At 69.6% G+C, this 26,582-nt stretch carries 46 protein-coding genes; 4 read left to right on the forward strand and 42 right to left on the reverse strand.

All coding sequences use genetic code 11. The annotated features are described in order from the left end of the window. Positions 1 to 25: 25 nt before the first annotated feature. From OG259_RS07565 to OG259_RS07710, 30 genes are all read right to left on the reverse strand, one after another. Complete coding sequence (locus OG259_RS07565) at positions 26 to 1,516, reverse strand: phage major capsid protein (protein WP_328941525.1); 1,491 nt, start codon at positions 1,514 to 1,516, stop codon at positions 26 to 28. Continuing rightward, entirely contained in the window at positions 1,516 to 2,469 is a 954-nt protein-coding gene (locus tag OG259_RS07570; protein ID WP_328941526.1) for an HK97 family phage prohead protease, read from the reverse strand. The genes OG259_RS07565 and OG259_RS07570 overlap by 1 nt, the downstream gene beginning before the upstream one ends. Then, positions 2,469 to 3,809 (reverse strand): phage portal protein, encoded by a 1,341-nt coding sequence (locus OG259_RS07575; RefSeq protein ID WP_328941527.1) that lies wholly within the window; start codon positions 3,807 to 3,809, stop codon positions 2,469 to 2,471. Before OG259_RS07575 ends, OG259_RS07570 begins: the two co-directional genes overlap by 1 nt. After that, positions 3,806 to 3,985 (reverse strand): hypothetical protein, encoded by a 180-nt coding sequence (locus OG259_RS07580; RefSeq protein ID WP_328941528.1) that lies wholly within the window; start codon positions 3,983 to 3,985, stop codon positions 3,806 to 3,808. Before OG259_RS07580 ends, OG259_RS07575 begins: the two co-directional genes overlap by 4 nt. Beyond that, entirely contained in the window at positions 3,967 to 5,478 is a 1,512-nt protein-coding gene (locus tag OG259_RS07585) for a terminase (RefSeq protein ID WP_328941529.1), read from the reverse strand. Before OG259_RS07585 ends, OG259_RS07580 begins: the two co-directional genes overlap by 19 nt. Continuing rightward, a complete protein-coding gene (locus OG259_RS07590; RefSeq protein ID WP_328941530.1) occupies positions 5,435 to 5,686 on the reverse strand; it encodes a hypothetical protein in 252 nt (83 codons plus the stop codon). The genes OG259_RS07585 and OG259_RS07590 overlap by 44 nt, the downstream gene beginning before the upstream one ends. 9 nt (positions 5,687 to 5,695) lie before the next feature. Next, positions 5,696 to 6,001, reverse strand: a complete 306-nt coding sequence (locus tag OG259_RS07595; protein WP_328941531.1) for an HNH endonuclease — start codon at positions 5,999 to 6,001, stop codon at positions 5,696 to 5,698. Between the two features lie 514 nt (positions 6,002 to 6,515). Next, the gene (locus OG259_RS07600; protein ID WP_328941532.1) at positions 6,516 to 6,962 is read right to left on the reverse strand and encodes a hypothetical protein; all 447 of its coding nucleotides are present in this window, start codon (positions 6,960 to 6,962) and stop codon (positions 6,516 to 6,518) included. A 6-nt stretch (positions 6,963 to 6,968) separates the two neighbouring features. After that, positions 6,969 to 7,256: an HNH endonuclease gene (locus OG259_RS07605; protein ID WP_328941533.1), complete on the reverse strand. Its 288-nt coding sequence runs from the start codon at positions 7,254 to 7,256 to the stop codon at positions 6,969 to 6,971. Positions 7,257 to 7,274: 18 nt separating this feature from the next. After that, entirely contained in the window at positions 7,275 to 7,631 is a 357-nt protein-coding gene (locus OG259_RS07610) for a hypothetical protein (protein ID WP_328941534.1), read from the reverse strand. Between the two features lie 72 nt (positions 7,632 to 7,703). Next, positions 7,704 to 7,988 carry a hypothetical protein gene (locus OG259_RS07615; RefSeq protein WP_328941535.1) on the reverse strand — a complete coding sequence of 95 codons (285 nt, stop codon included), beginning with the start codon at positions 7,986 to 7,988 and terminating at the stop codon, positions 7,704 to 7,706. A gap of 10 nt (positions 7,989 to 7,998) precedes the next feature. After that, a complete protein-coding gene (locus OG259_RS07620) occupies positions 7,999 to 8,919 on the reverse strand; it encodes a hypothetical protein (protein WP_328941536.1) in 921 nt (306 codons plus the stop codon). 33 nt (positions 8,920 to 8,952) lie between these two features. Then, positions 8,953 to 9,399, reverse strand: a complete 447-nt coding sequence (locus tag OG259_RS07625) for a hypothetical protein (RefSeq protein WP_328941537.1) — start codon at positions 9,397 to 9,399, stop codon at positions 8,953 to 8,955. Between the two features lie 399 nt (positions 9,400 to 9,798). Beyond that, positions 9,799 to 10,074, reverse strand: coding sequence for a hypothetical protein (locus tag OG259_RS07630; RefSeq protein ID WP_328941538.1), 276 nt, complete (start codon positions 10,072 to 10,074; stop codon positions 9,799 to 9,801). Beyond that, on the reverse strand, positions 10,074 to 10,661 hold the full coding sequence (locus OG259_RS07635) for a DUF6197 family protein (RefSeq protein WP_328941539.1): 588 nt from the start codon (positions 10,659 to 10,661) through the stop codon (positions 10,074 to 10,076). The genes OG259_RS07630 and OG259_RS07635 overlap by 1 nt, the downstream gene beginning before the upstream one ends. A gap of 33 nt (positions 10,662 to 10,694) precedes the next feature. Beyond that, entirely contained in the window at positions 10,695 to 10,886 is a 192-nt protein-coding gene (locus tag OG259_RS07640; RefSeq protein ID WP_328941540.1) for a hypothetical protein, read from the reverse strand. Positions 10,887 to 10,978: 92 nt separating this feature from the next. Continuing rightward, positions 10,979 to 11,377: a hypothetical protein gene (locus OG259_RS07645; RefSeq protein ID WP_328941541.1), complete on the reverse strand. Its 399-nt coding sequence runs from the start codon at positions 11,375 to 11,377 to the stop codon at positions 10,979 to 10,981. A gap of 25 nt (positions 11,378 to 11,402) precedes the next feature. Beyond that, on the reverse strand, positions 11,403 to 11,648 hold the full coding sequence (locus OG259_RS07650; RefSeq protein ID WP_328941542.1) for a hypothetical protein: 246 nt from the start codon (positions 11,646 to 11,648) through the stop codon (positions 11,403 to 11,405). 223 nt (positions 11,649 to 11,871) lie between these two features. Then, positions 11,872 to 13,905 carry a hypothetical protein gene (locus tag OG259_RS07655; RefSeq protein ID WP_328941543.1) on the reverse strand — a complete coding sequence of 678 codons (2,034 nt, stop codon included), beginning with the start codon at positions 13,903 to 13,905 and terminating at the stop codon, positions 11,872 to 11,874. A 9-nt stretch (positions 13,906 to 13,914) separates the two neighbouring features. After that, positions 13,915 to 15,369: a hypothetical protein gene (locus OG259_RS07660; protein WP_328941544.1), complete on the reverse strand. Its 1,455-nt coding sequence runs from the start codon at positions 15,367 to 15,369 to the stop codon at positions 13,915 to 13,917. 21 nt (positions 15,370 to 15,390) lie between these two features. Beyond that, positions 15,391 to 15,618 carry a hypothetical protein gene (locus tag OG259_RS07665; protein ID WP_328941545.1) on the reverse strand — a complete coding sequence of 76 codons (228 nt, stop codon included), beginning with the start codon at positions 15,616 to 15,618 and terminating at the stop codon, positions 15,391 to 15,393. Next, positions 15,615 to 16,157 carry a DUF6919 domain-containing protein gene (locus tag OG259_RS07670; RefSeq protein ID WP_328941546.1) on the reverse strand — a complete coding sequence of 181 codons (543 nt, stop codon included), beginning with the start codon at positions 16,155 to 16,157 and terminating at the stop codon, positions 15,615 to 15,617. The genes OG259_RS07665 and OG259_RS07670 overlap by 4 nt, the downstream gene beginning before the upstream one ends. Continuing rightward, the gene (locus tag OG259_RS07675) at positions 16,157 to 16,357 is read right to left on the reverse strand and encodes a hypothetical protein (protein ID WP_328941547.1); all 201 of its coding nucleotides are present in this window, start codon (positions 16,355 to 16,357) and stop codon (positions 16,157 to 16,159) included. The genes OG259_RS07670 and OG259_RS07675 overlap by 1 nt, the downstream gene beginning before the upstream one ends. Before the next feature lie 18 nt (positions 16,358 to 16,375). Continuing rightward, positions 16,376 to 16,894 (reverse strand): hypothetical protein, encoded by a 519-nt coding sequence (locus tag OG259_RS07680; protein ID WP_328941548.1) that lies wholly within the window; start codon positions 16,892 to 16,894, stop codon positions 16,376 to 16,378. After that, the gene (locus OG259_RS07685; protein ID WP_328941549.1) at positions 16,894 to 17,085 is read right to left on the reverse strand and encodes a hypothetical protein; all 192 of its coding nucleotides are present in this window, start codon (positions 17,083 to 17,085) and stop codon (positions 16,894 to 16,896) included. The genes OG259_RS07680 and OG259_RS07685 overlap by 1 nt, the downstream gene beginning before the upstream one ends. Continuing rightward, positions 17,082 to 17,225 (reverse strand): hypothetical protein, encoded by a 144-nt coding sequence (locus OG259_RS07690; RefSeq protein ID WP_328941550.1) that lies wholly within the window; start codon positions 17,223 to 17,225, stop codon positions 17,082 to 17,084. Before OG259_RS07690 ends, OG259_RS07685 begins: the two co-directional genes overlap by 4 nt. A gap of 12 nt (positions 17,226 to 17,237) precedes the next feature. Next, positions 17,238 to 17,471: a hypothetical protein gene (locus tag OG259_RS07695; RefSeq protein ID WP_328941551.1), complete on the reverse strand. Its 234-nt coding sequence runs from the start codon at positions 17,469 to 17,471 to the stop codon at positions 17,238 to 17,240. Positions 17,472 to 17,569: 98 nt separating this feature from the next. Beyond that, a complete protein-coding gene (locus OG259_RS07700; protein ID WP_328941552.1) occupies positions 17,570 to 17,698 on the reverse strand; it encodes a hypothetical protein in 129 nt (42 codons plus the stop codon). Positions 17,699 to 17,703: 5 nt separating this feature from the next. Next, positions 17,704 to 17,877 (reverse strand): hypothetical protein, encoded by a 174-nt coding sequence (locus OG259_RS07705; protein ID WP_328941553.1) that lies wholly within the window; start codon positions 17,875 to 17,877, stop codon positions 17,704 to 17,706. After that, a complete protein-coding gene (locus tag OG259_RS07710; RefSeq protein WP_328941554.1) occupies positions 17,874 to 18,194 on the reverse strand; it encodes a hypothetical protein in 321 nt (106 codons plus the stop codon). The genes OG259_RS07705 and OG259_RS07710 overlap by 4 nt, the downstream gene beginning before the upstream one ends. Positions 18,195 to 18,428: 234 nt before the next feature. Between OG259_RS07710 and OG259_RS07715 the strand changes: the two genes are divergently transcribed. The 4 genes from OG259_RS07715 (at position 18,429) to OG259_RS07730 (ending at position 20,342) form a co-directional block, all read left to right on the forward strand. Then, positions 18,429 to 18,668: a hypothetical protein gene (locus tag OG259_RS07715; protein ID WP_328941555.1), complete on the forward strand. Its 240-nt coding sequence runs from the start codon at positions 18,429 to 18,431 to the stop codon at positions 18,666 to 18,668. A gap of 132 nt (positions 18,669 to 18,800) precedes the next feature. Beyond that, positions 18,801 to 19,427 carry an NUDIX hydrolase gene (locus OG259_RS07720; protein ID WP_328941556.1) on the forward strand — a complete coding sequence of 209 codons (627 nt, stop codon included), beginning with the start codon at positions 18,801 to 18,803 and terminating at the stop codon, positions 19,425 to 19,427. After that, positions 19,424 to 19,831: an NUDIX hydrolase gene (locus tag OG259_RS07725; protein ID WP_328941557.1), complete on the forward strand. Its 408-nt coding sequence runs from the start codon at positions 19,424 to 19,426 to the stop codon at positions 19,829 to 19,831. The genes OG259_RS07720 and OG259_RS07725 overlap by 4 nt, the downstream gene beginning before the upstream one ends. A gap of 328 nt (positions 19,832 to 20,159) precedes the next feature. Further along, positions 20,160 to 20,342 carry a hypothetical protein gene (locus OG259_RS07730; RefSeq protein WP_328941558.1) on the forward strand — a complete coding sequence of 61 codons (183 nt, stop codon included), beginning with the start codon at positions 20,160 to 20,162 and terminating at the stop codon, positions 20,340 to 20,342. Between the two features lie 262 nt (positions 20,343 to 20,604). Here the strand turns inward: OG259_RS07730 and OG259_RS07735 are convergent, their stop codons facing one another. From OG259_RS07735 to OG259_RS07790, 12 genes are all read right to left on the reverse strand, one after another. Beyond that, a complete protein-coding gene (locus OG259_RS07735; RefSeq protein ID WP_328941559.1) occupies positions 20,605 to 20,976 on the reverse strand; it encodes a hypothetical protein in 372 nt (123 codons plus the stop codon). 10 nt (positions 20,977 to 20,986) lie between these two features. Next, the gene (locus OG259_RS07740) at positions 20,987 to 21,217 is read right to left on the reverse strand and encodes a hypothetical protein (RefSeq protein WP_328941560.1); all 231 of its coding nucleotides are present in this window, start codon (positions 21,215 to 21,217) and stop codon (positions 20,987 to 20,989) included. Continuing rightward, positions 21,214 to 21,831, reverse strand: coding sequence for a hypothetical protein (locus OG259_RS07745; RefSeq protein ID WP_328941561.1), 618 nt, complete (start codon positions 21,829 to 21,831; stop codon positions 21,214 to 21,216). The genes OG259_RS07740 and OG259_RS07745 overlap by 4 nt, the downstream gene beginning before the upstream one ends. A 39-nt stretch (positions 21,832 to 21,870) precedes the next feature. Further along, complete coding sequence (locus OG259_RS07750; RefSeq protein WP_328941562.1) at positions 21,871 to 22,308, reverse strand: SLOG family protein; 438 nt, start codon at positions 22,306 to 22,308, stop codon at positions 21,871 to 21,873. Further along, positions 22,305 to 22,682, reverse strand: coding sequence for a hypothetical protein (locus OG259_RS07755; RefSeq protein ID WP_328941563.1), 378 nt, complete (start codon positions 22,680 to 22,682; stop codon positions 22,305 to 22,307). The genes OG259_RS07750 and OG259_RS07755 overlap by 4 nt, the downstream gene beginning before the upstream one ends. Further along, complete coding sequence (locus OG259_RS07760) at positions 22,679 to 23,044, reverse strand: response regulator transcription factor (protein ID WP_328941564.1); 366 nt, start codon at positions 23,042 to 23,044, stop codon at positions 22,679 to 22,681. The genes OG259_RS07755 and OG259_RS07760 overlap by 4 nt, the downstream gene beginning before the upstream one ends. Continuing rightward, positions 23,041 to 23,223, reverse strand: a complete 183-nt coding sequence (locus OG259_RS07765) for a hypothetical protein (protein WP_328941565.1) — start codon at positions 23,221 to 23,223, stop codon at positions 23,041 to 23,043. The genes OG259_RS07760 and OG259_RS07765 overlap by 4 nt, the downstream gene beginning before the upstream one ends. Before the next feature lie 63 nt (positions 23,224 to 23,286). Further along, positions 23,287 to 23,586, reverse strand: a complete 300-nt coding sequence (locus tag OG259_RS07770; protein WP_328941566.1) for a hypothetical protein — start codon at positions 23,584 to 23,586, stop codon at positions 23,287 to 23,289. Continuing rightward, entirely contained in the window at positions 23,583 to 23,789 is a 207-nt protein-coding gene (locus OG259_RS07775; RefSeq protein ID WP_328941567.1) for a hypothetical protein, read from the reverse strand. The genes OG259_RS07770 and OG259_RS07775 overlap by 4 nt, the downstream gene beginning before the upstream one ends. 99 nt (positions 23,790 to 23,888) lie before the next feature. Continuing rightward, a complete protein-coding gene (locus tag OG259_RS07780) occupies positions 23,889 to 25,166 on the reverse strand; it encodes a DNA-methyltransferase (protein ID WP_328941568.1) in 1,278 nt (425 codons plus the stop codon). 72 nt (positions 25,167 to 25,238) lie between these two features. Further along, positions 25,239 to 25,568 carry a hypothetical protein gene (locus tag OG259_RS07785; RefSeq protein ID WP_328941569.1) on the reverse strand — a complete coding sequence of 110 codons (330 nt, stop codon included), beginning with the start codon at positions 25,566 to 25,568 and terminating at the stop codon, positions 25,239 to 25,241. 28 nt (positions 25,569 to 25,596) lie between these two features. Beyond that, positions 25,597 to 26,544, reverse strand: coding sequence for a DNA cytosine methyltransferase (locus OG259_RS07790; protein WP_328941570.1), 948 nt, complete (start codon positions 26,542 to 26,544; stop codon positions 25,597 to 25,599). Positions 26,545 to 26,582 lie beyond the last annotated feature (38 nt).

Below are 26,582 nucleotides of genomic sequence, written 5' to 3' on the forward strand. Positions count from 1 at the left end.
GGACCCACCGCGCAGCTGATGACTGTCAGGCAGTCGTGGCCAGGTTGAGCATGCGGAACGCGGCGTCGTTGACGCTGTCGGCGCCGACCCGGTAGTACGCGTACCAGCCGCGCTGGCCCGTCGGACGCTGGTTGGCACCCACGAGGTGCGGGATGAACTCCACCGTCATACCGACCCGGTCCGCGATGACGTAGTTGGAGAAGTCGCCGTACACGGCCAGGTAGTTGTTGGCCGTGGCCGCGACGTCGAACGTGCCGTCCATGTCCTCGGCCTCCAGGGCCGGGCGACCCAGGAGCTCCGGCGGGACGTCGGCGCCGATCCGCTCCCACATCTGGGCGCCGCCAGACGTGTCGAACTGGCGGATCAGGTTGTAGATCGCCCGGTTCGCCAGCCACGAAGCTCCGGCGCGGTACCGGGCCGGGAGGGCGTTGTCGAGCTTGTAGATGTCGGCCGCGGCGAAGGTCTCCGCCGTCGTCGGCGCGACCTCGGACGAACCGCCGGCCAGAGCGGTCACGATGCCGGTCGGCTGACCGGAGCCGGAGCCCGTCGTGAACGCCGCCGCCTCGAGGGTGTCGCGGCCGAACGCCAGGAGGCGGGCGACTTCCTGGGTGACGTTCGCCTCGTCCTCGAGTGCCTCGATCGAGATCGGGACGAAGCCGGCCGCCTTGTGGACGGGGACGGTCGGCTGCGCGAACGTGGTGGAGTCGTCCGAGACCTGGGCGCCTTCCGCGTCCCAGCTCCAGGACACGGCGCCGGAGGAGACGCCGTTCCACACGTCGCCGGTGGCGACCACCTGACGGGCCACCTGCCTGATCTGGTTGCGGCTGCCGTTTGCGGTGATGATGACCGTCGGGTCGAGCTGGAACGGCACCAGGTAGCCACCCGCCGAGTCGGTGAGCGACATGGCCCGCTCGAGGGCGCGCTGCTCGTCGAGGGTGATCATGTGCCCCTTGCCCGCCGCAACCTTCGACCAGGCCCGCAGGTACTCGGGCGAGCTGGTGGCCAGGCAGTGGCGGGCGATGCGTCCGTCGCCGTCGTCCCACTTCTCGATGATGTCGGTGGCAGCGGCGCGGACGCGGTCGCTGGCTCCGCCCATCTTCGTGATTGCGGAGAGGGCTCGGGCCCGCATCTCGTGGGCGACCTGCCCCTTCGACTGGCCGAACGTGCGGACCTCCGAGAGGTCCCACGGGTTGCGGAAGCGCCTGTCCTCGACCGAGTCGGGGTTGAGGATCGGGTCGGCGTCGTAGCCGTCGGCACCGTGCGAGGAGCCACCGATGGTGCGCACCTGGGTCGCGGCAGGCCGGCGCTCGGTGGCGGTGGTGGCGGACCTGACGCGCTCCAGCGCGGACTTGCGCTCCAGCTGACGCCGGTGGGCGTCGACCTCGGCGAACTCGCGGGTCAGCTCGTCGAAGGACTGCTCGTCCTCGGCGGTGAGCTCGGGCTTCTCCTCGAGGCGCTCCAGCTCGGCCTTGATGTCGTTGAGGCGGATGACGGACTGCGGGTGGGAGAGCTCCATCAGCTCTTCTCCTTCGGGGTGTCGATGGACGCGAGGCGCTCCCCCATGAGCCCGGTGATCTCGCGGATCTGGGCACGGAGGGCGGCGGTGCGCGGGGAAGGCGACGGGTGCCCATCGGCGGGCGGCGCGTCAGTGGTGCTGGAGGCTGGCGGGTGCTCCCGTTCGAGCGGCGCGCCAAGGGGTGAGGTCTCGGGGGCCGGCTGCTCAGGGAGCGGGCCGGGGACGGTGCGGTAGAGAAGGGCCGCGGCGACCTCGCGGCGCAGTTGCGGGTCCTCGGGAATCTGAGGGGCCGCGGCGTCACGCGCGAGGGACGCGCGGATCTGCCGGGTCAGCTGGTCGTCTGCGGTCAGGCCGTCGGCCATGTCCCGGGCCCGCACGGACACGCTGGTGCCCGCATAGGCCGGAAAGACCACCGGCCCGAGCTCTCGGCACTTCAGCTCGATCAGCTCCCGCCGGAGCGGACCGCGGTCCCCCGGCTGCCACAGCAGGTGGCCGATCTCGTCCTCGCGGACAACCTTTCCGTGGACGTCGGTCCACTGCTCGCGGACGACCTCGAACCGGAAGGACATCCCCTTGACGGTCTTCTCGGCGATGGCGTCCCGGACCGGGGCCATCAGCCAGTTGTCCGTGATCCGGGCCTCGACGTAAAGGCCGTCGTCGTCCTCGCGAAGGTCGACGATCGAACCGATCGGGAGCGAGCCGATGAGCGGGTGCCGACCATGGTCGAACTGGAGGACCGGCGTCGACTCGCGGATTGTCTTCCGGAAGGCGCCCTTGCGGATCGTCTCCGTGAACGAGCCCTCCCACGAGTCGATCTCCGTGCCCTGGCCGAACACGGCGGCGTACCCGCGAAGGGTCTGGCCGTCATCGTCCGGCTCTTCGTCGGCTCGCTGGAACGAGAACGGCGCGGACCTGGTCAGGTCTCGCGCCGTGGGATGCAGCAGGGTGCCCATCAGGTCCCCTCCTCAGGTGGCGTGGGCATGGTGGGCGGCCCGGGTGTACCGGGGGCCTGGAGTTGGACGGAGAAGAGCCCGGTGTGCTCCAACAGGGACCAGTCCTCGCCCTGGACAGCGCGCTGTACGGACTCCGGGGTGTATCCGGCATCCACGAGGGCGCGGATCGTCCTGCTCTGGATCCCTTGGATTTCGGCGGCGTCCTTCCGGTCCTCGCGGAGGAACGGGACGTCGCGGACGTCGTACCAGAGCCGTGTCGCAGGGCCCGGGGAGGCGAGCAGCGGAGCAAAGGAGCCGGCGGCGTTGCCCCACAGGGGGTGGATCGTGCCGTCCGCGAGGCGGCGTCTGGCTTGCCCGTAGTTGGAGTAAGTGGCGGCTGCCAGGCCTTCGGAGAAGCCGACGATGACCGGCGGCACGCCGGCTGCGGACGCGATGCGGGTTTCGCCGGCGCCTTGGACCTTCGCGAAGTCGAGCTGTTGGAAGTCCTTACCCACGACGCTGACGTCGGCGCCGCCGCCCAGGTACAGGGTCTTGTAGGCGTTCTCGATGCCGCGATGCCCCGAGTCCATCTTCGCCTTGAAGGCGGCGAAGGCGTCCGGGGTCACCTCGCGGTCGAGCTTGACCACCAGGTTCGGCGTCGCGGCGTTCTCCATGAACTTCCGCTTGTGCACCGACATCAGGTTGTCGTTCTGCGTCTCCCGCAGCACCGGAGTCAGCCACGACATGCCGCGGTACGTCGCCAGCGGATCCGGGACCGGTGCGAAGTGCGCCACCTCGTCCGCCAACAGCGGCACCGGGTCGCCGCCGGGCTCCTGGTACAGGTAGCCCAGCCGCTTCCAACCCAGTTGCCCGCCACGGAGCTGCCGGCGCTCCAGGACGATCTGCACCCAGTCGGGGCGCATCCGGACCATCTCGGGGCCGTCGCGCATCCAGTAGCTGTTGCCCGCGAGGTCAGCGTCCTGAACGACCCGGGCGAGCAGATCCTGAGTCGTCCCACCAACCCACGGCGTCTCCAGAATCGACAGCTCCGTGTTGCCGAACATCTCGCTGGGCCGGCCATGATTCAGGCGCTGCCACGTGAACCGGGACGACGAGAACACGGACTGTCGGGCCACCATGCAGGCCCAGACGATCGGGTTGGTCGCAAAGAGAGTGGCGTACCCCGGGAGGTCCCCAGGGGCCTTCTCCGCCGCCTGGCCGGGCTGCGTCTGCGTGATCCCGAGCTGAGAGAAGCCGCCGTAGCCGAGGGACTCCTGGAGGAGCTGGGCGTAGTCGTCGATCGTCGAAATCGACCGGCTCGGGCTGCCCTTGCGGCGCCGCGACTTCCACAGGGTCGTCACGTGTCGTCACCGCCAATGTCGGCGATGACGACGCAATAGGCGACAAGCATCACCCCGCTGGAGATCAAAGCCGCCGCCAGGTCGACCGCCAGCCCCACCCCGGCCGTCACCAGCCCGCCGCCAGCCAGGACTCCGGCGCGGGCCCAGCCCTTGCGGGTCAGTCGAAAGCGATCCATGGCTCCACCTCATCCGGCTTCTCTTCGACCTCTGCGCTCAGGCCCCAGCGGGCGAGCGTGACTCCCACGAGGGGGCTGATGTCGACTCCGACTCCGCGGCGGGCCCACGCCCACGCCTCGCCCAGGTCGCGCTTCCTGGCACCCGCAAGTGCCACAGAGAGGGGCGCCTGGCCGATGTGGACCAGCTGCTGCGAGACCACGGCGTCATAGAACTGGCCGGTCGCCTGGGCGACGTCCCGGGCCCGCGGAGTGACCACCTCGATGCCCAGGCGTTCCTCCAGCTCCTTGATGAAGGACCCAGCTGGTGACGACGGATCGATGACCCAACAGCGCGGAGACCACTTCTCGTGCAGCTCGGCGGCCCGGTCCACCACCCACTGGGTGCCCGGCCGGTTCTCGATGACCTCAACGTGGACGACGGCGTCGTTGCGGCCCGCGATGCAGATGGAGGTGTGCGACCGCTCCGGCGTGGTGTCGATCGCGAAGGAGTACGGGGCCTCCGGCTGGCTGTCTGCCTCCACCAGGGCTTCCCAGACGTCCTTCCCGATGACCGACCACGAGTCGCCTTCCTCGGCCGGATAGTCCCCGACCCCAAGCCGCTCACGGGCGAAGATCTCAGGACCCATGGTGCGGCGCTCGCGCTCGGTGTGCTCCAGCGTCAGCCGGTACCCAAGTGCAGGGTTGGCCTTCGCCACCGACTCCGGGGCGAGCGGGTCGTCGTGGTCGGCGCAGTTGGTCGCGCACTCCTTGACGTGCGCGTTGATCGACCATTCCAGGTAGGCAAGCGAAGGATCGGGCTCGCCGGACTCCATAGCCGCAAGGGCACGGCGCCGGATGCGGGCGAGCTGGAGGGACTGGGCTCCGATCCCTGCCGATCCGAGGTACCAGACCTGAGGGTCATCGACAGCCGCCATTGTGGGCATCAGTGCGCCCATGGCGTCGTCGCCGAGAATCATGTCCTCGTCGAGGATGATGCAGTCTCCGGTGAAGCCTCGACCGCTGCCACCAGAGCGGGCCAGGAAGCGGAGCCGCTGGCCGGTGATTAGCTCGATCGCTTCCTCGCCGGTCGTTCGCCGCACCCGCGCGACGCGTTTCCGCAGATGGTCGGCGTTTACGATCAGTGATTCGATCCTGCGGAATGCTTCAATTGCCGTCTTGAACTCGTGGGCACTGTGGATGATCAGGCCCTCGCCAAGCAGGTACAAGCCTGCAAGCTCCCGAGCTTCGATGATCGACCCTTTGCCGTTCTGCCGGCTCACAGTGACGGCGACCTCGAAGGCGCTGTGGCGGCCGTCTGCGGTCTCTCCGAGGCCCACCGTGAGGGCATGCTGCTGCCACGGGTCAAGAATCAGGCCGGCTGACGCTGCGAGTTCGATCGCTTCAGGACCGGCAGAGGAGACGTAGGGCGGGACAGTCTCGATGCGGGGCCGCTGGGCGCCGCGCAGGCGTTCAGGCGCTGTGGCGGCGCTTCTCTCGGCGAGCTTGGATCTCATCGAGTGCGTCCCCCTCCGATCGGACCGGAGCAAGTGCGCGCAGCGTCTTCATCACGACACCCAGCTCGCGGGCTACCACAGCTCGGGAGGTCGGGGCCTCTGTCTCGTCGAACGTCCTGGCCAATGCCAACGCCAGTTCCGCCTGGCCTGGCGCTACAGCCATCACTCCAAGCTGGTCGATCTCCGCCTGGATCTCCTCGGCAACCACGACGCCCCCTCAGCCGATCAGGGCCAGCTGCTGGCTACCCCGGGGCCCCTTCGCGCTGTTGCACACGAAGTGCGCCAGTTGCACGTTCGCGCGGGTGTCGTCCCCGCCCTCTGAGACAGGCACGACGTGGTCGATCGTCGGTGCCTTCGGGTGCGGTACGCGCTCATCCATCGCCGCAGGCTTGCCGCAGAGCCGGCACAGCCCCCTGTCGCGCTCTGCAATCTGTGCCAGCGTGTACGGCTCCGAGACACCGCCACGCTTTGCTGCACGCCGGCGTCGATTCTTCGCCTGCCAGTACAGGCGCTGACGCTCCAACGATTCCGGAGAACGGCCACGCGGGCCAGCGCCCGACTTGTTGGAAGCAGCGCACCTCTGAGAGCACCAACGCTGAGCAGCTGACCGCGCCTTGAAGGGAGCGCCACAGGCGGAGCAGGGCCGGTCGTTGCAGCGCCCTTTCCGCTCACCGTGGGACCGAAAGGCGGTCAAACAGTCGGCGCAGCGCCTACGGTCACGCCCATGCGTTGACTGTTCGCCGACAGCGCCGCAGTCGACACAGGTGAAGGGCTTCGTCAAGGACACAGGACCTCCCGGAAATGCGGAAGGCCCGAGCCGGGAGACTCGGGCCTTCCTGCCCGCTGTGATCAGGAGCGGGTGATCAATGAGGGTGACACACAGTGACGACTACGGAGAGTCGCTATTTACCCGGTTTGTCAAACTGGGGAAGTTGATCTTTCAAAATTGGCCGCGCAAAAGTCTGAGCGACAAGGGCATTTGGGTCGCCCGCACCCTGGATTTCACGATGCCCAAGCACCCCCCTCCCTGGCGTTGATCACCAGTTGCGAGAGGCCTGCCGAGTGGTCTTGTGACTGCTGCTCCGCTTGGCTGCCTCGCGATACCAGCGGGTGGCGACGGCGGTCATCGCTGCGTCTCGCATGTCGGCGATACGCTGCATGACGATGTCGCGACCAGGGTCGATGGTGATGAACTGGGCCTGGTGGCGCCGGTACTTCGCGGTCGCGCGAGCGCTCGGTTGAGTGTGAATGAGGTAGACGTCGACGGCCTCACGGTGGCGCAGAGCCTCGTCGATGGCCGCGAAGCGAGCGCGATGCGCGACCTTGAGGAGGGTGGGGTCGTGGCGCCACTGGGGTGCATCAGGGCCGGCGAGGGATAGGGCAATGCGGTCGAGGTCGATGACGATGTCGCACGCTCGGGCGTTGGCGGCGATCCAGCTGGACTTGCCCGCGGCTGGCGGGCCGGTGACCACGTAGAGCGTCACATCCTGTCACCACCTTCGCGAGGCCTTCTGTGGCGCTCTGGCGGTTGTCCGGTTTCCGCGGGCCGAGTTACAGCGGCGGTGGGCCGAGCGTGCGTTGGCTGGGTCGAGGAGGTTGCCGCCGAGGCTGATTGGCTGGGCGTGGTCGAGGGTGAACGCCCAGCTGGAGCGCTTGGCTTCTTCGCCAGTGATGCGGTAGTCGATCTCGTGGCCACACCACCAGCAGGGGAGGCCGAGGCCGCGCTGGTAGGCGGTGAGGCGGCGGTAGGGGCGCCCGTTGCGTGGGTTGCTGGCCACGGGCGCCCTCCTCGTCGTTCAGGGGCTCGGCGTGGCTGCAGACGCGGCGTCCTCGGCCGCCTCCTTCAGCGCGTCCCGGCCTTCCTTGTTGGACTGCTGAAGGACGGCGAAGACGGTATCGAGGTAGTCGGAGTCGCTGATGCTTGCGCACTCGGCCGGCTTGGGGAAGTCGTCGCTGCCAGTCCCGGCGGCCTGGACAGCGGCGTAGACGGCGTCGGAGCAGGCCTGTGCGGCGGCTTCGGTGTCGGTGGTGGTGGACGGCGCTGGCGTCGTGGTGGTGGACGCCGGTGGCTTGGGGCCGGCCTCGCTGCTGCAGGCGGTGAGGCTGAGAAGCAGGGCGGCCGCGAGGGTGGAGGTGACGGTTCTGGTGTTCATCGGGTCAGGCTGCCGGAACGAACGGCTGCTGAAGGCGGGTGTAGCCGTGCTGTGACCTAGGCACCAGGGCGATCAGGTGACATGGAAGGTCGGGCTGGCGACGACGGGCTTCTCAGGGGGCGCGGTGATCTCGACCCATGTGCGGTAGGGGCCGCGGCTCACTTGTACGGCGCCGCCGGGACCGACGAGCAGGCTGGCATAGGGCAGGCCGCCGATGGTGACCCACTCGGCTTCCTGCCAGTCGCCGGACTCTGGGCGCTGTCCGTCGGGGATGACGGCCACGCGGACGGTGTAGCCGGTCGGGTCTGTGCGCGCGGTGACGGGTGTGAGGAGCTCTTGCAGGCTGCTGTGGTCCACCGGGCCCCCTCTATGTCCGCGGGGTTCCCGCGCTCCAGGTGGACGGCTGTGCCTGGCCTGCTGTCCATAGGCTGCGTGGGGTGCCGACGGTGACGCCGAGGGCATCCGTGGCGCCGGCGGAGGTCAGGGGCCGGGCGGTGCCGGTCTCGATCGCGGTACCGAGCGCGGCGCTCTTGGCGCCCGCCAGGGGCTGAGCTGTCTCGCTCTCAGCCGCGGCGGGCAGCAGTAGCGTCTTGGCGCCGGCGAGGGGCTGCGCTGAGGCGGCCTCGGCTGCGTAGGCGACTGAGGCCGTCTTGCTGCCGGCGGTGGACTGTGCCGCTTCGGTGGCCGCCGCGGGCCCGAGCGTCAGCGCCTTGGTGCCGGTCAGGGCCTGCGCGCTGTTGGTCTCCGCGGCGGCCGTCAGCGCGGTCCCGGCGACCACATCGCTGGCAGTGAAGTCGTCGAATCGGATCGAGCCGGACGAGATGGTGCGGATGCCGACGCTGGTGCCGGTCGTCACGGCGGTGTTGGTGACCGATACGCGCTCGACCCCGTTGACGAAGCCCTTGATCGTCGAGCCGACGGCCTGCAGCTTCGCGACGTCGCCCGGGGCCGCGGCTGCCGCGTAGCTGCCGATGGAGGTGAAGGTGCCGCTGACGACGCTGAAAAGATCCCAGCTTGTGCCGTCGTTGCGCCACAGGTAGCCGGAGCTGATGTTCGAGTTGCCGCGGCACCATATGCCGTGGCTGGCTGCTGTCGTGGCCGTGATCGTGACCTGTGCGGAGTGGTCGCTGCTGTCCATGGGGTCGGCCGCACGCAGGATGATCGTCCCGCCGTCCGAGCCCGGGGACAGCTGGTTGGAGGCGATCGACCAGAAGCCGGACACCTGCACCCAGCCGGAGCCCAGGTCGGCGGAATCGGGGCGGTTGAAGTCGTCAGTGAAGCTGGCCACGGCGACCTCCCGCCTCCGTCGGTAAGCCGGCCGTCACGCGGTGGAGCTGGCGCGGTAGAAGTCGCTGACGGTCAGCGTGAAGTTGTTCCCGTCTGGGGTCAGCGTCACATCGTGCTTGGTCAGCGGGATGAGGTCGGCATCCGTTCCCGTGGTCGTGTCGGGGTCGTAGCAGATGACGACCGCGCCGACCGCGTTCCCGGTGGCCGCAGTCCACGTGATGTCCGCACAGTCGACGGCGACCCTGTCGTTGGTGTCGTCGACGGTGACGGTGACGCCCGTGAGGGTCTTGCGGCCCATCGTCGTCTGCTCGTTGGACGCGCTGGCGAGGAGGGCGCTGAGGTCGTCGTAGTCGCGCATGGTGGCGTCGGTGACCAGGCCGGTGGCTTCCAGCGGTACGGCGATGAGCGCATCGCTGGCTGCGGGGAGGGCGGCCAGCGATGCCACACGCCCAAGCGAGACGTTGAAAACGATGTTGGCCATCGTCGGCTCCTCTACCTATGCGGCTGCTGATCGGGAAGGCAGCGGCGGCGGGCTTCCCGCTTCGAGGATCTCGCCTGTGTCTTCGTCTCGGATGGCTGGGTTGAGCTCGAAGACGTTGTACCGAACTCGCCCTCGCCCCTTGCCGTATCGCTGGATGCGGCCTTCGTGGGCCCATCTGCGGATGGTGACGCGGGGTCTGCCTGCGTAGTGGGCGGCGGCTTCTTCGTCGACGAGGGCGAGGGAGGGCACGGTCACCTCCGCGGGGGTATGCGAAAGGCCGCCCAGCGTGGGCGGCCTCAGTAGGCGCAAAGCTCCGATTGAGCAAACGGTACGTTCGCCCAGATCATAGAGTCAAGCAATTCTTTTGGCGGCCTTCATAGCTCAGAGCTATTCGGGCAGCTAGTTGCTGGCGAAGCCGACGCTCATGGCACACGCGCTCATGCGCTTCCCGGCGGCGGCATGGACGTCTTCGTGGGCGGCGTCCTTGACGAGATTGCAGACGAGGCGGCCGACGGGGTCGATGGTCCACCCTCCTCCGTCGTCGGCGGTGTTGCCGGTCATTTGCTGGACTGCTTCCTCGGGAGTGTCTCCGTACATGGCGTATTCGTCGTCGTCTGCCCTGCGGCCGCACAGGTCGCATTTGGCGATGTAGAGGGTGATCCGTCGGGTTGCCATCAGCTGTTCTCCTGTCGCGTGTTGGTGACGGCTTCTCGGATGAGGTGGAGTGCGTCGTCGAGGGTGCGCTGCGAGCTGTCGTTCCAGCGGTGGTAGGGCTCGTCGATGCCGCGGCGGCGGAGCACGTTCTGCATCTGCTGACCGGCGGCGGCAGCGGTCGCTTCGTCGCCGTAGCCGAGCCGGTAGAGGACGGCTTGGGCGCCGAGGATGCAGCGTGCGCCGCCGCGGGATCGGAGTGCGCCGCGGTGCCATCCGTACTGCTGGATGACGAGCGCGGTGAGTTCGAGGTGCTGGGTGACGGTGATGGCGCGTCCGGCGCCGTGGAGTCGTCGGGCGGGGGTGAGGGCGAGCGCCCAGTCGGGGATGATCCGCCACAGCCGGTTCGGGGCCGTGAGAGTCGGGGCCTGCTGCTCGGAGGCTGCCGGCGGCGTGGCGAGGGCCTCGGCGACGAGTTCGGCGGTGGTCTTGGTGACGAGCGGGTGCGCGGTCCGCGGGGCCTGGTCGGCGAGGTAGGCCTCGATGTCGGCGATGAGGGTGGCCGCGTCGACCGTCAGATCGGCGGGGCGGGTGGCGGTGGACGCGGCCATGGCGGGGCTTCTTAGGTGAGGTTCTACTGGTGGTCAGCGGATGTCGAAGACGAGCCCCTGGCTGTCGATGACGACGACGGTCGAGCAGCTGTCGCACTTGAACGTGTGCATGTCGCGGGCGGGCGGCTTCGGCGTCATGTCCTGGTCGCAGCAGTCCGGCTGGATGTCGGTGCCCACGTGGTCGCCGTGGGAGAGTTCCAGGCCGTGAAGGGTCGGGGTGTCCATGGGGTTCCTCTCGGTTTGGTCCGGGCCTGTCCCGGCTCCCTGCCCGTCCCCGGTCCGTGGTGGTCGCGGGGGCGGACAGGCAGCCGTCAGGCTCAGCGGCGGGCGAGGCGCTTGTAGTGCTGCGCGAGGTCGACGGCTTTCGAGTCGACGAGGCGGTCGGAGACTTCCTGCCGCGCGAGCTCGGCGTCCTGGTTGTAGTCGGCGTGGCGGACCCTGGCGGCTCGGTTCGGAAGGCCGGCGGGCTGCTGGCCGTAGACCTCGCGTTCGCTGGCGAGGAGCTGGGTGATGCTCCATGTGGCGCCGGTGGCGGGGCACTCGACCATGAGGACTCCGGAGGGCCAGGACCTCTCGTTGGTGACGACTCGTACCGAGTAGCTCATTCCGCGGTCGGAGTGCTCGTTGATGACGTAGACGGTGTCCCCGGGCCGCGCGTCGCGGATGAGGTCCTTCTTGCCGCCGCGGGTGGCGCGGTACTGGTACTTGAGGCTCATGTCGGTGGTCCTTTCGGGGGTTGGGTCAGGCGTGGTTGAGGGGCTGGGTGAAGATGCCGCCGCAGTGGGCGAGGAGTTGGGCGAGGGTGATGGAGCCGGGTCCGGGGGCGCTGTCGGCGGGGCGGACGAGGTGGCTGCCGAAGACGGGGCTGGTGTCGGCGGTGACGATGTACTCGCCGTTGATGGCGTAGAGCCGGTCGCCGGGCTGGGCATCGCGGGCGAGGTCTGCGGCGTCGGCTCGGGTGGGGAGGTAGTGGGGCTTGAGGGGCATGTCCGGGTCTCCTTTCAGATGAGGGACGTATGGGGTGATTTCGGGTGCTCAGTGGCATGGGGGCGTCGCTAAGGCGCAGGTCAGGGGTGCTCAGCGGCCTGCTCAGGGCCTGCTCAGGAGCACTCGACCGCTCGGGCTGAGCAGCCTCTGAGCAGCTCCTTGAGCGGCCCTGGCCTGGGGTTATGCGTTCCTGAGCAGGGCTGAGCAGGGGATGATCAGGGCATTACGGGCGGTGTAGAGAGGTCAGTGCCCGCAGCTTGAAGCCGCGCGGGTTCTTGTCCTCGCCGATCGGGCCAAGGGTGACCGGGCTGCCGGCGCCCGCATCCTTCATCGCTTCTTTGAACCGGTCAGGAGTCAGCTCCGGGTACCAGCGGTCACGCAGTGCCTCGACGAGCGGCTCCGTCTTCATCCGGTCGGCCTTCGCGTCGGTCAGCACGTCGATGACTCGGGCGATGAGCAGCTCACTGCTCTTCGAACCGCCGATCCGGCCGGGGGTGCCGGTGCGGTCGGGCCCGCCGGCCGCTGAGGACAGGCCGGTCTTCTCAACCAGGTAGCGCTCGATCGGGTCGTCCCACTGTCCGGCCAGCCTGCCCGCCGCCTCACGGAAGGCCGCGGCCCGCTTGAGGAGCACGGAGATCTCGCCGCGCTCGTCCTCGTCGAGGTCGAAGGACCGGGCGAGGTCGGTGACTCCGGCGAACGGGTCGACGAGCCAGCCGAGCCCGGGCCTGGGCGGGTCGAACTTGGAGGCATCCCGGCCGGCACCGGCCTGGCCGGCGCCGAGGATGGCGTTGGACTGGTTGGCGTTCTCGACGAACATGGCCCACTTGGTGCCGCAGTTCATGCTGATGGCTTGCGGCAGGACCTCGACCTCGGGGTACTGGGTGATGAGCACGAGGAGGATGCCGGCGCCGAGGGCGACCTGCGACAGCTCCTCGATGGCGGCAAGGATCTCGTCGCGCAGTCGCTTGCCGGGCCGGGTGTAGGTGGCGAGCTCGTCGATGACGAGGACTTCGATCCCGCCGATCTCATGGATGAGGTCGTGGATGAGCTTGGACTTGGCGAGCTTGCCGAGGTCGCGTTCGCGTCGGTCCTTGTCGGCCAGGAGGCCCTGGAGGAGGGCGAGGAGACGTTCGGGGCTGGGCTTGAAGTAAGTGGCGGCAACGCCGGTGCGGGCGTAGGGGTCCCATTCGCCGTTGTGCTTGCCGGCGACGATTCGCAGATTGACGAGCGGGTCCATTGCGGCGCCGACGATGAGGTTGGAGGCGCCGACGCCCTTGCCGGAGCGGCTGCGGCCTCCGATGACGGTGCTCTGGTTGGTGAGCGCGATGCGGATGGCGATGCCGCGCTTGCTGTAGGCGATGGGGATGCCGTCTCGCCACGAGTCGAGCGGCATCACCTGGTCGAGGAGGGGGGTGCGGCGGGTGGTGGCGAAGGGGTCGGTGTCGGCCAGCCAGATCTTGGCCTGGCTGGCGTGTGCGCCCTTGCTGACGTCGACCATCGTGATGTCCCGCTTGAGGGCGCCGGCGAGGGCTTCGGTCTTGCTCTTGAGGGCGGTGACGGTGTCGTCGAGGTCCACGGTCATGGTCGAGGTCCCGTCGGCCTGCCGGGTAAGCGGCTCGATGATCTCGGCCTCGAACCCGAGCCTCTTCAGAACCTCCAGGACCTTCTCGTCGCCTGCGGTGGGCGCGATGCCGGACGTGGTCTCGCCGCTCGGCGCGAGGTTGGGGCTCAGGGGCGCACGCCGTGCAGTGGCGCCTGCCCGGCCCTTCCAGGCACCCAGTCCGAGTGCGGCAAGCCCGAGCCCGATGTCGAAGAGGGCGCCGCCGAACACTGTGCCGACTCCGGCGCTGGCGAGGGTTGCGACTCCCCAGCCGCCGGCTTTGAGGCTGTGGATGCGACGGTGGTGGCAGTAGTTGGCGCGGTGCTGTTCCAACTGGGCCCGCGCCTTGTTCTGGGTGGCGGAGTCGGCGGCGGCTGCGAGGTCGGCTTCGGCGGTGGCGATCTGCTGGGGCCAGTAGTCGCGGTGCGCGTGGAACCAGTTTCGGGTCAGATGGGCGTAGCCGCGGCCGATCTGCGGCGCGTACAGCCGGTTGTCGAGGGCGTGCTCGTACACGGCGGTCAGCCACGTCGGCCGGGTGGTGACGGCGCCGCCCTGGTGCTCGACGACCGTGCCCTCGACGGGCTGGTCGGTGTTGTCCTTGACGATGGAGAGCGTCGGCCGCTCTGCGGGCTGCGTGGGGTGGGCTGCGGTGGTCATGGCGAGTCCTCAGCTCTTCTCGGACTTGACGGCGTCGCGGATGCGCTTCGAGTAGGTGTCGGACCGGCCGATGAGCTTGGCGACGGCGGGGGTGGAGAACAGTGCCGGGGACGCGTCGTAAAGCTCGCGGGCGGCTTCCAGATCGGAGTCCTTGAGGGGCTCCGTGGCGTCCTTGCGGCCAGAGGGGGAAGTACCCTCCTTCTCAATTCCCCCTTGGGCTCCGGGACCTTTGGCGGGGCCGCCGGACGGCTTCTTGGGGGCGCCCTTCGCGGGGCTTCCGCCGCCCTCGCCTCCGCGTCCGAAGATGTCGGTGAGGAGCTCCTCGACGGCGAGGTGGCTGGCAACGGTCATGCGCTCGGCGACGACCTGCTCGACGTACTCGCGGGCGGCGAGTTCGGCGCTCAGCGTCTCAATGGTCTGGCCGATCGGCAGGCCCTTCACGGACCGCCAGGCTTCGGCCCACAGGTCGCTCGACCTGGTGTTGGCCGGCGCGTTCAGGGTGAGGATCTGGTAGCGGGCCCAGACGTCGAGGTGGGCGGCGGCGCGACGGGCCTCGTCCCATGCCCGGTCCCGGCTGATCGTGCCGAGCGGGGCCGCGGCAAGGATCCGCTCGTACTGCTCCCACGCCTCCGGGTAGAGGGTGCGGCGCTGCTCGTCCTGAGCGGCAAGGGCGGCGTCGGCGGCCGCCTTGTCGGCGGCGACCTTCGCTTCGTGTGCGGCGCGCCGGTCGTTCTCGATCTGCCGCTTGGAGTCGGCGTCGACCCGCTTCGCCGCGAGGTCGAGCTCCGCCTTCTTCGCAGCGGCCTCGGCCGTCTTCCGCTCGGCGCGGGTGGCCTGGGCGTGCTTGGCCCGGTCACCGAACTTGTGGATCGTCCACACGCCGGGGCCGGCGAGTGACGCGAGGCCGCCGACGAGACCGAAGATGAGCCCGATCTCGGGGTGGAGGGCGCCGTCGGCGATGTTGATGGTGGCGGCGATCGACGCGAACAGCGCGGTGGCGGCCAGGTACGGCCAGACGACCCGCCGGTTCGCGATCGCGGCCTCGACGAGACGCAGCGTCACCCAGGCCGCCGACTCCAGCATGATCGGCAGAGCCACGTTCCACAGCCGCTCCGGGTCGTAGAAGGCCCGGATCTGCAGCGGCAGGGCGACGAGGAAGCAGACGATCGCGAACGCCTTGACTGCCTTGGCGGCCTTCGTGTCGAGCTTCTTCCCGGCGAGCTTGCGCCGGTGCTCGGCCTGCTCGGTGGCGAGCTCCTCGACGCGCTCCTTCTCCTTCGCTTCGGCGGCGGCCTGGGCGTTGCGCCTGATCTCTTCGGCCTGGGCCTGGGCGGCGGCGAGCTTGGGGGCGTCGAGGGCTTCGCGCCGCCGGCGGGCGGCCTCGGCGTCGGCCGCAGCGCTCTGGGCCTCGATCCGTGTCTTCTCCGCGTTCGCGGACTGCTCGGTGAACGACGTGGCGCTCACGGCGATCATTCCCTTCAGGGTCTAGGCGGGGGTGCGCTGCGGCGGGATGGGGCCGGGCTTGATGAGGCGGGCGGTGAGGGTGGCGGGCTCGGCGCTGATGGCGAGAGCGGAGGCGACCGCGAGGACGACGAGGAGCACTCGAAGCCAGGCGGGGACCTGCGGACCGAAGATCCAGGCGAAGCAGCCGAAGAAGGCGTAGCCCTGGAGCTGCTTCACGAACTGCCGCCAGTCGATGCTGATCGAGATCACCGGACCGCTCCCAACAACGCGGGCCACAGTCGGTCGTCGCGGCCCCATTCGGTGTCGATGATGTGGAGCTTGGCGCCGTGCTCCTTCAGCTCACGAAGGGCCTGGCCGCCGACTCCACGCCACGTCGCGTGGATGTCGTTGCGGCGCATCCTCCAGCCACCGATCGTCGTGTACGGGCGGCCGGCATCCTCGGTGAGGACGATCTGCCGCTTCGGCCAGCCACGGACCACGGTGAGCCCCTGGCCCTGCAGGCTGAGGAGGCGGCCAAGGAGCGGGCTGCGGTCATGAACGACACCCTCGACCCAGGCCCGCTGCCGGTAGCCTCCGCCGATCTCGCCGGGCTGGGAGCAGGTGGTGACGAACCCGGCGCGGTTGGCGGCGATGAGCGTCGGTACCAGGTGCCGGGCACCGTCCGTCTCCTCCGCGCCGAACTCCTCCGAGAGGTAGCCGGGCCAGGAGGGGATCCGGCCTTCCAACCAGCCGGCCATGTTCTGGCCGAGGTCGTTGATGCTGCGGGCGTCACGCCAGACGTTGCCCATCAGGACTTCTCCTCGGGCGGGTAGTCGACGGAGGCAGCGAGGATGCGCATCGCGGTCTGCTGCCGGTAGTCGACGGAGTGAAGGGCCAGATCCCAGGCGGCGTGGTGGCTGCCCGCGTTGAGCTTCTTGGCGGCGTCGACGATCTCCGCATCGGTGGGCTGGTAGCCCTTCGGCTCCTGCTTGCGGCTGAACAGGCCCATGACGGGCTCCTTTCGGGGTTAGTGGAAGTGGCGAAGCTGGCGGGCGAAACGCTCGTAGCGGCCGGCCTCGCGCTCGTGGGCGGCGATCTGCCGGTTGAGGCGCTTCGCCTCGGACTTGGCCAGCTGGTGGATGCCGTAGTTGTTGCGGAGCCCGGCGAGGACGAGGTCCCGGATCCCGGACCTGCGGAACTGCGCGGCATGCACGAGCTCGTGGATGAGGGTCCGGTCGATCTCGCGGTCACTGCGGCAGGACTCGACGTCGACGACGAGCACGGCGCCGCGGCTGGAGACAGTGGTGAAGCCCCAGTTGTCGTAGCCGTCATCCAGCAGTGGCCTGTGACCCACGTCGACGGCCTGCTGCTCGGCCGAAATGACGGCTTCGGCAAAGTGCCGGCGGCTCGTGACCAGGATGTCGACGTGGCCGGTACGCTCGCGGAGCTCCCGGATCACGATGCCGGAGCAGTTGTCGGCGACCCTCTCGACGCGTTCGAGGCCGGCCTGGTGCTTGGCGTCGAGCTTGTACGGGGTGATCTGCATCAGGCGTCCTCTCGGATGTCTTGGGCGATGACGGCGGCGGCGGCGAGCAGGGCGTCCAGCTGCGCGTCGGTCTCCGGGGTGCTGCCGGCCTGTCGCTTCTCCAGCGCGAGGACGGCGAGGCCTTCACAGGCCGCGGCAAGGGCCTGGCCGGCGCTGATGTCGGTCACGGCCGGGCCTTCAGGCAGCTTCATGAGGCCTTGGGCCCGTTCGGCTTGCGGGTCGTGCTGGGGTGCTCGGAGCCGCGGGCGTTGTTGCCGATGCGCTCGTTGGCCCGACTCAACGGCCGGCTGCCTGCGAAGCCGTCGGACTTCTCTGCGGGGCGGTTGCTCATGGCAGGGCTCCTTCAGGCGGCGGTGGACTGGCGGAGGGCGTCGAGCTCGTCGGAGAGCCGCGGGCCGTCGGGCGTGGACCGGTCGATCTGCGCGGCCAGATACTCGGCCTCCAGCTGGGCGAGGCTGTCGCCACGGCTTCGGGCCTTCAGGAAGTCGGTGATGACGCTGGCGCGGACGCCGGCCTCGATCTCGGCGAGCTGCTGCTCGGACGGGCCATCGGACGGGATGAGGACGAGCTTGGGCATGGCGAATCTCCTCGTGGCAGAGGTGCGGGAAGGGGGCGGTGAAGCGCCGGGGCCGACAGCAGGGGGTTGGACTGCCGGCCCCGGCAGTAGAGGGGGTGCTAGCGCTGCGCTTCGGCCGCGAGGCGGGCCAGGCGGGCGGCCTCGGCGTCGCGTGCGGCGGCCTCGGCGGCGGCGATGCGCTGCTGGGCGAGAGCGTCAGCGGCCTGCTGTTCGGCGATCTGAGACACGGCGATCACCGGGCCGGCTGGGTGCGGACGTGGGTGGCGGCGGCGTGCGCGGCCTTGTCGGCGGCGGACATCTGCGGGTACTCGACCGAGAAGTCGGCGGAGCCGCGCTTGATGCCGGCCGCGACCAGGCGACGCTGCGGGACGACCGTGGCGGCCTCGACCGCGGGGGCGGCGCTCACTGGGAGCCGCCGAAGGTGCGGACGTCGAGCGACGGCGGGACCGGGCACAACGGGGCACCCAGCAGCTTGCCGACGAGGATCCGGGCGATCGTGTCCCGCTCGAAGGCGGAACGGCCCGCCGGCATGCACAGCAGCGCGGTGCCGGTACGGGGCTTCACGACCTGCCCGAAGAACATCTCGTCGGTCACCGACGAGTCGACGATCTTGGCGTCGACCTCGTCCAGCAGATCGGCCAGCGGGGCCGAGAGCAGACGGTCGACGGTGAGGGTGTTCGAGTGAGCGGGCACACGGGTGCCGCTAAGCTGTTGCGTAGCCATGAGGGTGACCCTTCAGAGATTCCTCGTGGTAGGGCTGGCCTGCGAGGTGAGAGTCGCAGCGTCCAGCCCGTTTTTTGTTGTAGCGCCGTCCGCAGGCTGAACCTGGTGAGAGTGGACGACCGAGGGGTTCCAAGCGGCGCTTGGATTCCCTCGCTGAAGATGAATGTAGGGGGTCGCGTAGCCCACGTCAAGCAGCTGCTTGAAGTGGCTCGGGTTGCCCCTTACTCTCGTGTCATGACCGATGCCGTGGACACCGCAGAGAGGGCGCTCATCGCTGCGCTCAAGGAGATCAGCGACGCCGTCGAGCGGTACGAAGCGGTCAAAGAGCTTGAGGCGCGGCTCGATCTTTCTCTCAAGGAGATCAAGGCCGACGTCGCGAAGGAGCTGTACGTCGACCGCTCCTGGAATCAGGTCGGCAAGCTGCTCGGCGTGACAGGCTCGCGAGCCGAGCAAATCTCGCGTGCCGCCAGGTAGAAGCACTGTCTGCATGCCCTGTAGTCAACCGACTTGACGGCTCAACTGCCATGAGCGAGCAGGGCAGTGTCAGTGCGCCTACGGTGCTGCGACAGTGCAAGACCTCGAATCCGATCGCGCGAGGGGCGGACAGTGGAAGTCGTGACGTGGACCGGCCGCACAGCATGCGCTTTGCAGCAGGCCCTCAGGATGACGAATGAGCAGTTCGCTGAGCACCTCGACGTCGGGGTCCGCACCGTAGCCAGTTGGCACAGCGCGCCGGACATGGTCCCGAAGAACGACACCCAGCAGCTCCTCGACACCGCCTACGAAAGGGCCTCTGTATCGGTGATCCGTCGCTTCGCAGCCTTATCCCGCCCGACCCCTATGGCTGCTCAGGCCCAGGCCTTCCGTGTGGCGGTCGCGGTCGTGACCAGAGGCGCCGAGGTGTTGCTGGTCTGCCGCCGCGGCGACGACGCCCTGTCGTGGCAGTTCCCGGCCGGCACCGTGAAGCCCGGTCGCACCGGCGCCGTGGTGGCGGTCGAAGAGACCCGCGCGGAGACCGGTATTCGGTGCGCGGTCCGGCAGCAGCTCGGCGAGCGCGTCCACCCAAAAACAGGGGTGCTCGTGGAGTACCACTTGGCCGAGTATCTGATGGGCGAGGCCGAGAACCGGGACCCCGACGAGAACAGCGACGTGGCGTGGGTGCCGCGCGCTGACCTGACCCGCTTCATCCCTGAGCAGCAGATCTTCCCGCCGATTCTGGAGGCGCTGGCATGACCGAGACGACGACCGAGCAGGGCATCTCGACCGCGATCATTACGGACGGCGACCGCGTCCTGATGATCAGGCGGCGGGAGCGGGAGGGGAAGCTCCTGTGGGCGTTCCCGGGCGGCGGCATCGAGGCTGGCGAGTCTCCGGAGCAGGCCGCGGTCCGGGAGACGGCCGAAGAGGTCGACCTGGAGGTGAAGGCGGTCCGGTCCCTCGGTGAGCGTGTCCACCCGCAGACCGGCCGGCACATGTCCTACGTCGCGTGCGAGGTCGTCGGCGGTGAGGCGCGCGTCGCGGACGAGGAGGAGCTGGCCGAGGTCGCGTGGATCCGGCTCGAGGAGATCCCGACCTATGTGCCGTGGGGGCTGTTCGAGCCGGTGCAGGAGTACCTCGACGAGACGCTCCGCGTCTGACTTCAAGCACGCCAAACAGGCCCGCCACTGCAGTCAGTGGCGGGCCTTTGTTTGCGCGGGCAGTGCCCAACGGGGCCGTAGTGGTTGCCGAGTTGTGGCGCTGGCCACATCGCCGGCGGTGAGGTTGTCGACGCCCAACCGAGCGGGCATCGTGCGGTGGTTCACTGCCGACGTTCAGGGGGTTGGTGTGGTCGTTTGCCCGCAGGGCGGATGTGGTTCGCCGAACGTTGTAGATCTTCCGCATTACTGGCAGTCGCTTCCGGCTGAGTCGCCCTTGAAGGCGAGGTACGCGCCGCCGGCCGGTGAGGCGGCAAGTTACTGGGCGTCGGTGGCCGTGGTGGTGCTCGGCATCGCGACAGCGGCGTCGGGCGCGGTGGGGCTGGGCCTGGCTGTCGTCGTGGCCGCTGTCGGCTGGGGCGCGGTCGTGTACCGGAATGCCGCGGAGGCGGCGGCCAGGCTGGAGCAGTGGCATGGGTCGCAGGTCTGCCTCGCCTGCGCGCGCAAGTTCTGATCAGCAGCCCGCCACCCCATCGGGTGGCGGGCTTCATCGTGTCCTGCTGGCCTCTGCCGGGGTTGTCTCTGCGTGGAGTCTCCCGAGCCTGTCACCGCCGACTATCCGCCTACCCCTCGCCTACCTCTGCTGACAGCCGCGGAGGCCCGTGAGGTGGTCCGGCATCTGTTCCTGCTGGAGCAGCTGGATCTGTCGCCGCGGGGTGCGGCGGCCGGCCAGCTCGCGACGGACCTGGCGCGGCGGCTGCCTGGGGAGTAGCCGGTCAGTAGGGCTCGCCTCGGTCGAGGCGGACGAACTTTCTACGTGCGGACTGCTCGGCATGCCAGCGGCGGGCGTTGCGGGCCTGCCGCAGCGTGCTGGTCGGGTGCCGCCCCCACGGCTGGGAGGGGAAGTCCTCGACGGGGAGGTACATGGTCTTGCCGTTCTCGCCCCAGACGTAGTTCCGCGAGCGGTGAACACTGTCGTGGCCGCGAGGGAGGGCGCACCGCGTGTGGCTGTAGCCGCCCCCCTGGCCGGGGACGCCGGTTTTGACGGGCCGGTCGTTGCAGTAGCCGTTGAGGACGGCGAGGAAGTCCCACCAGCGGTTGTCGATGCGGTGCTTCGTGCGGTAGGCGAGTGCTGTGATCGTGCTCATGAGGTCTCCTTCACCGGGTCTGCATGATGGCCCGGCATTCGATGGTGTCGGCTTCGGTGTCGATGGCTGCTGCGGCAGTGTGGAGGTCGCAGGCTGGGTTGTCGCCGTACTCGCGGCAGCCTCTCGCGATGGCCCGGAGAAGTAGGGCAACGTCGGAGGCTTTGATCCAGGCGCGGCCGTTGCGGTCGGTACGTATCGGGATCTTGTTGCCGATGCGTTCGATCGGCTGGCGGTCGCTCACGCCGCGGCCCGCCGTTCCGCGAGCGGCAGCCGCAGGATCTCGCCGTGCCCGTACTCGGTGCGGCATCCAGGACAGGTGAGTGCCTGTACGCCGAGGGTGATCCGCAGGGGCTGCTGGCAGGGGCAGGTAACGGTGACGTGCCGGGCGGGCTTCTCGCCGCTGGTGATGCCGACGAGGGCTCGGTGTGCGAGGCCGATCTCGTAGGCCGCTTCGTCGACTGCGGGGTGCTGCTCGACGGCCCAGCGCAGGTTGTAACGGAGGGTGCCGCAGGCGCCGGCGACGCGTTCCTGGAGGCTGCCGGTCTCGTGGAGTTCGGCATGCCCGTAGAACTCCCAGTCGCGTACCCAGGCTTGCAGGGTGCCGAGGATCGGGCCCTTCTCCAGCTGCATCTCGAGCACGTCGAGCCTCAGCGGTACGGGGGCGCTCTTGCTGCCGGAGACGGCCGGTCCGGTGCTGGCGCCGCGGTGGAGGAGGCTGCCGAGCTTCTGGTAGCGGACCGGAATGTCGTTGAGGGCGGCGGCGACCCGGTCCTCGCAGGGGCGACACAGATACCGGCCAGCCTCGTGGTCGCGGAGTTCGCGCGGGCATCCGGTGCAGTGGTTGGACTCGTTCACGGCGATCTCCTTGCGGCGGTGCTGGTGCGGGCGGGGCGGTCAGGCGGTGAAGCGTCGGGTGGGGATGCCGGCTGCTTCGGCGAGGTCGGCGCATCCGCTCGCGCCGTGCGACGGGTGCGGCTCTGGCCGGCGGCAGCGTGGGCTGGTGCAGGGACCGAGGAAGGCGAGGCAGAGGTCGGCGCCGAGGCTGACCATGTGGCGGTTGCGGCGGGGGCCGGCGCCGGGCCAGGGGCCGAAGTCTTCGGTTGGGTGGCCTTGGGCGGGGTGCTGTTCGACGTCGATGTCGCAGCCTTTTCCTCGCAGCCAGCGGGCGTAGTGGTCGGCGTGCCAGTCGGCGCCGGAGGGGCAGTCGCCGTGGACCACTAGGACGGATCGCGCCCCAGCGTCGATCAGGGCTTGCTCCAGGGCGGCCCCGATGGTGGTGACGTCGTCCCAGTCGCGGGAGCCGGTGATGAGGATCCGGTAGGGCTTGGTCACGGCGCCTCCCTGGGCCCGTCGAGGGCGGCGAGGACCCGCCCGACGCAGGCTCGGTAGCCGCGCTGCCAGTCGGTGACGTCGGTGTCGTCGGCGATGGCCACGGCCTCCCGGACTCGCTCGACTGTGGCGCGCGCTTCGTCGACGCCCACCTTGAGCACTGCATCGGCGACGGCTCGCTTGCCTTCGATGGGCAGCCAGTAGCCGGCGGCGTTGAGGGCGGTGGAGATGGCGTCGAGGATGACGGCCTGGGGGTCGGGGTCCTGAGTGGCCGCCTGCGGGCCGTTCGCAGCGTCGGCGCATCCATCCTTGGATTCGACGCCAGAGGCCGCCACAGGGGCGTGCAGCCCTTCCAGTGGGGTCGAGTTGGGGTTCACGCTGCCTCCCGGTTCTGCTTGCTGGTCTTCTTCATGGCCTTGCGGTGGGCTCGTTCGCCTGCCCGGCAGAGGTCGCAGATGGTCTCGCCGCGGCGCCGGTGCGCTTCGTAGCCGGCGTGGTCGCCGTGGCGCCGGGGCCGGCCGTCGAGGATCCCGGCCTGGCAGGCGAGGAAGACGGCGTGGGCTGCACTCCTGGCGCCGAGCTTGATGAAGGCGTTCTGCATGTGAGCCTTGGCCGTGTTCTCAGAGACCTTCGGCTGCAGCCTGCTCGCTGCTTCGCCGTAGCTCAGCCCGTCGCTCACGAGCAGGAGGACCTGGGTCTCCCGGGCGCCCAGGGGCTGACCGAATCGCGGAGTGCTCACAGCGCCTCCACCGTCACGCGCACGTCGTCGACGGCCCGGTGGTGCGGTATGTCGGCCCGGCTGCACGACCGCCCGTGCTCGGCCAGCGGCCACTCCGGCTCGGCGTGGAGGTCGCGCGCCGCCTGCTCGTCGGCTTCGGCGATCCACCCTTCGGTCCACAGCTCGCCTTGGATGCTCATGCCTGCTCCTTCCTGGGCGGGGTGGGGCGCGCCTGGTGGACGCGCCCCGGTTGGTGTCTGGGGTTAGGCAGTTGTCTGGCCGTGCTGGTCAAGGACGGCGCGGATGGTCTCGTCGAGGCTGGTGAGGTAGCTCTGGTTCATCAAGGCGTCGCGGATGGCGGTAAGGGTGGCCTCGGCCTTGGCGCGGCGCTGCTGCTCGTACTTCCAGCCCTCGCGGTAGCTGGTCCGCTCGTTCATCAGGGCGCGGTAGTTACGTTCCTGCTGCTCGGCGTCGAGCTCGGCCTGGTCCAGCCGCGCGTACAGCTGGTCGAGTCCGTCGCTGGTGATGTGGTCGATGCCGGGCCGGTCCGTGGGCTGGGTCATCGGTCCCGTCCGTTCAGGCGAGCCCGCATCCATTCGGCGTCGGACTCGGCCACGTGGGCTCCTCCGGTACGCGCGACCATGAGGATGGTGGGTTGGCCGTCTCCGTCGCGGTGCTCGGAGACCCAGACGGCCCAGGGCTGGCTGCCACGGTCGGCGGGGGCGTGGCCGTCGGGGCAGTGCGGGCACGGCGTGGGCTGGGTCATCGCTCGTCCTCCACGGTCCAGGTGGTCACGGCGTAAGGCTCCTGTCGGGTTGGGCCCGCCCCCGTGCGGGGTGTGGGGGCGGGAATGGAGACGAGACGGTCAGGCGGTGTCGAAGAGGCTGGGATGCCGGGCGTCCAGCCGGGCGGTGGTGATGCGGGCGTAGGGCTCGTACTGCTCGATGCCGATCGCGCGGGCGCCTTCGTCGAGGGCCGCGAGGAGGGTGGTGCCCGAGCCGGTGAACGGGTCGAGGACCAGACCGCCGGGCGGGGTGACGAGGCGGACGAGCCACCGCATCAGGCCGAGGGGCTTGGGGGTGTCGTGGTGGACGCCGTCGACCTCGACGCGTTCGGTGGCCGGGGTACGGGACTCCAGGCGGAAGACAGGGAAGGAGCGGGCCGCGGCCCCGGTCTCGCGGACGGGGCACCCGGACGAGCACCGGCCGGGCGGGCAGTCGTGGCCGAGGAGAATGTTCGTCGGCCAGCCGCCGCCGGACGCCTGGCTGGCGGCCACGTTCAGGCCGCCGGTGCCGTGCTTGAGGACGGAGGCGGTGAGGGTGTCGAATCCGGTTCCCTTGCGGGCGAGGAGGATCGGGTCGTGCGCGGGCCGCAGGGTGGTGTTCCATCCCTCCCAGCGGCGGGCCTCGTTGGACGCGGCACGGGACTTGACGCGGTGCCCGGAGTAGCCCTTGTAGTGCCCCGTGTCTCGCACCGTTCCACGCTGCTCGCTGATGACCTCACGCTGACCGAACGCGTCGCCGACCGTGCCCTTCCGCGCCCAGAGTTCTTCCACCAGGGGGCGGATTTCGGAGTCATCCAGACAAAGGGCATCGACAAGGCGTTCCCACTGTTCGCGGGTCGGCACAGTGGCCGCAACGCCTTGCGTGGTCCAGTGCTGGGACTGCCCGCCAGCGGCGAACCCGAACAGGTCGTTCAGCCGGGCGTTGGTCCAACCTGCCGCGTCGCGGGCCGCCTTCAGCCATGCGGTGACCTGCAGTACCTGCTCGCGGTCGTCGCGGCGCCGGTCGATCGCGCGGGCAAGGTCCGTGCCTTTCGGCTTGCCGTGGGTGTAGATCCAGTCGAGCTGGTCGATGATGCGGAATCCGGCGTCCTCAACGGCGACGGCCATGCGGTGGTAGGTCCGCGGGGCCCCAAAGGCGAGAAGGTGTCCGCCGGGCTTGAGGACGCGCAGGCACTCGGTCCACAGAGGGACGGAGTAGGCGATGCCGGTGGAGTCCCAGGCGTGGCCGGCTACGCCAATCTCGTAAGGCGGGTCGGTGATGATCGCGTCGATGCTGGCGTCGGCCAGGGTGGGGAGGATGTCGAGGCTGTCACCGAGGTGGAGGGTCGCCGCCTCGTCGACGTAGTACGGCTCGGTCATGGTCTGCTCCTGGGTGGTGGGATGCTGGATACCGGTCCCCCCGCGTTGCCTGCGGGGGGACCTGCTGCGTGATCAGGCGTTCGGGTGCTGGCCGCCCGCGCTGCGGAGCTGCTCCATGAGGTCGTTCATCCCGCCGGGGCCGAGCAGGTTGGCCACGGTCATGGCGTTACGCGTCCAGTCGACGAGCGCACCGACCTGCTCAGCTGCGCGCTTGGCGGCGTCGTCGGTCTCGAAGCTGGCCAGGGCGGGGCCGTCGTGGTGGGCGAGGATCCAGCGGTACGGCGAGTCCGGACTGACGTTGGTGGGGAGCGAAAAGACACGGAGGCCGGGCGCGGGCTCGGTCGCCTCGACGCCGATGGGGCCGAGGTTGGTGTCGACGGTGTGGGGCTGGGTGCTGGTCATGTCGTGTGTCTCCTTCGTGGTGGGCGGGTCAGGCGGCGGCTGCGGTGAGCAGCGCGTGGGCGAGCGGCGGCGGGCAGGCGTTGCCGATCTGCTGCGAGATGTCGCGGCCGGACCACGGGTAGCCGGCAGGGAAGCCCTGGAGTTGGCCGGCCTCCGCGTGGCTGAACCGTTCGAGCTCACGCCCGTCGGCGTCGACGAGCCGGAAGCGGCTGATCTTTCCGGTGACGGTGAACGCGGGCTCGTCGCAGTCGCGTCGGCCGCGCGCCTTGGGGTCTCCGCCGGTGCCGTAGTTCGACACGACGGTGAACGGGCTCCGGCCGGGCAGCGCGTCGGCCATGGACACCCACGGCTTCAGGGCCGGGTCGCCGTCGCACCGCGGGACACCCTTCCGGTACGGGCGGTGCGTCGGCGCGGGCAGGGCCACGGGGCCGTCCAGGCGGGCCACCAGGGCGGCGCGCTTCCGGGTCTGGGGTACGCCGTACTCCTCGGCGTTCAGGACCCCGCAGGCGACGTGGTAGCCGCGGGCTTCCAGCACCTTGGCGTAGGCCTGCCAGATCGGCAGGACCGCGGGGACCTGCTCCAGGACGATCGCGCGGTATGGGTGGCGGTCCCGGATGGCGTCGAGGATCCACCGCAGCGGCTCCAGCACGAGGGCGGTTCGCTCGTCGAGCGTGGCGGGCGTCGTGACCCAGAGCCGGTCCCCGGCCAGCTGCACGGTGTCGACGAGGAGGTCGAGGACGGCGCGGCCCTTGCCGGTGCCGCCGATGCTGAAGGTCTGGCAGGGCGGGCCGGCAGCAAGGACGTTCTCGTCGCAGTCGACGGGCCGGTAGTCGCGGACGTTGCCGTGGATGGTGGGCAGTCCGGCCGCGCGGCGGGTGGCGACAGCACCGGGGTCCCGCTCGATCCCGGTGAGCGGGATGCCGAGCTGGCGGGCAGCTACGTCGATGCCTCCGGGGCCGGCGAACAGGTCGGGCACGGGGTCTCCTTCGTGGTGGGCGGGTCAGGCGGCGGGGG

The sequence above is a fragment of the Streptomyces sp. NBC_00250 genome (genome assembly GCF_036192275.1).
Classification (GTDB): domain Bacteria; phylum Actinomycetota; class Actinomycetes; order Streptomycetales; family Streptomycetaceae; genus Streptomyces.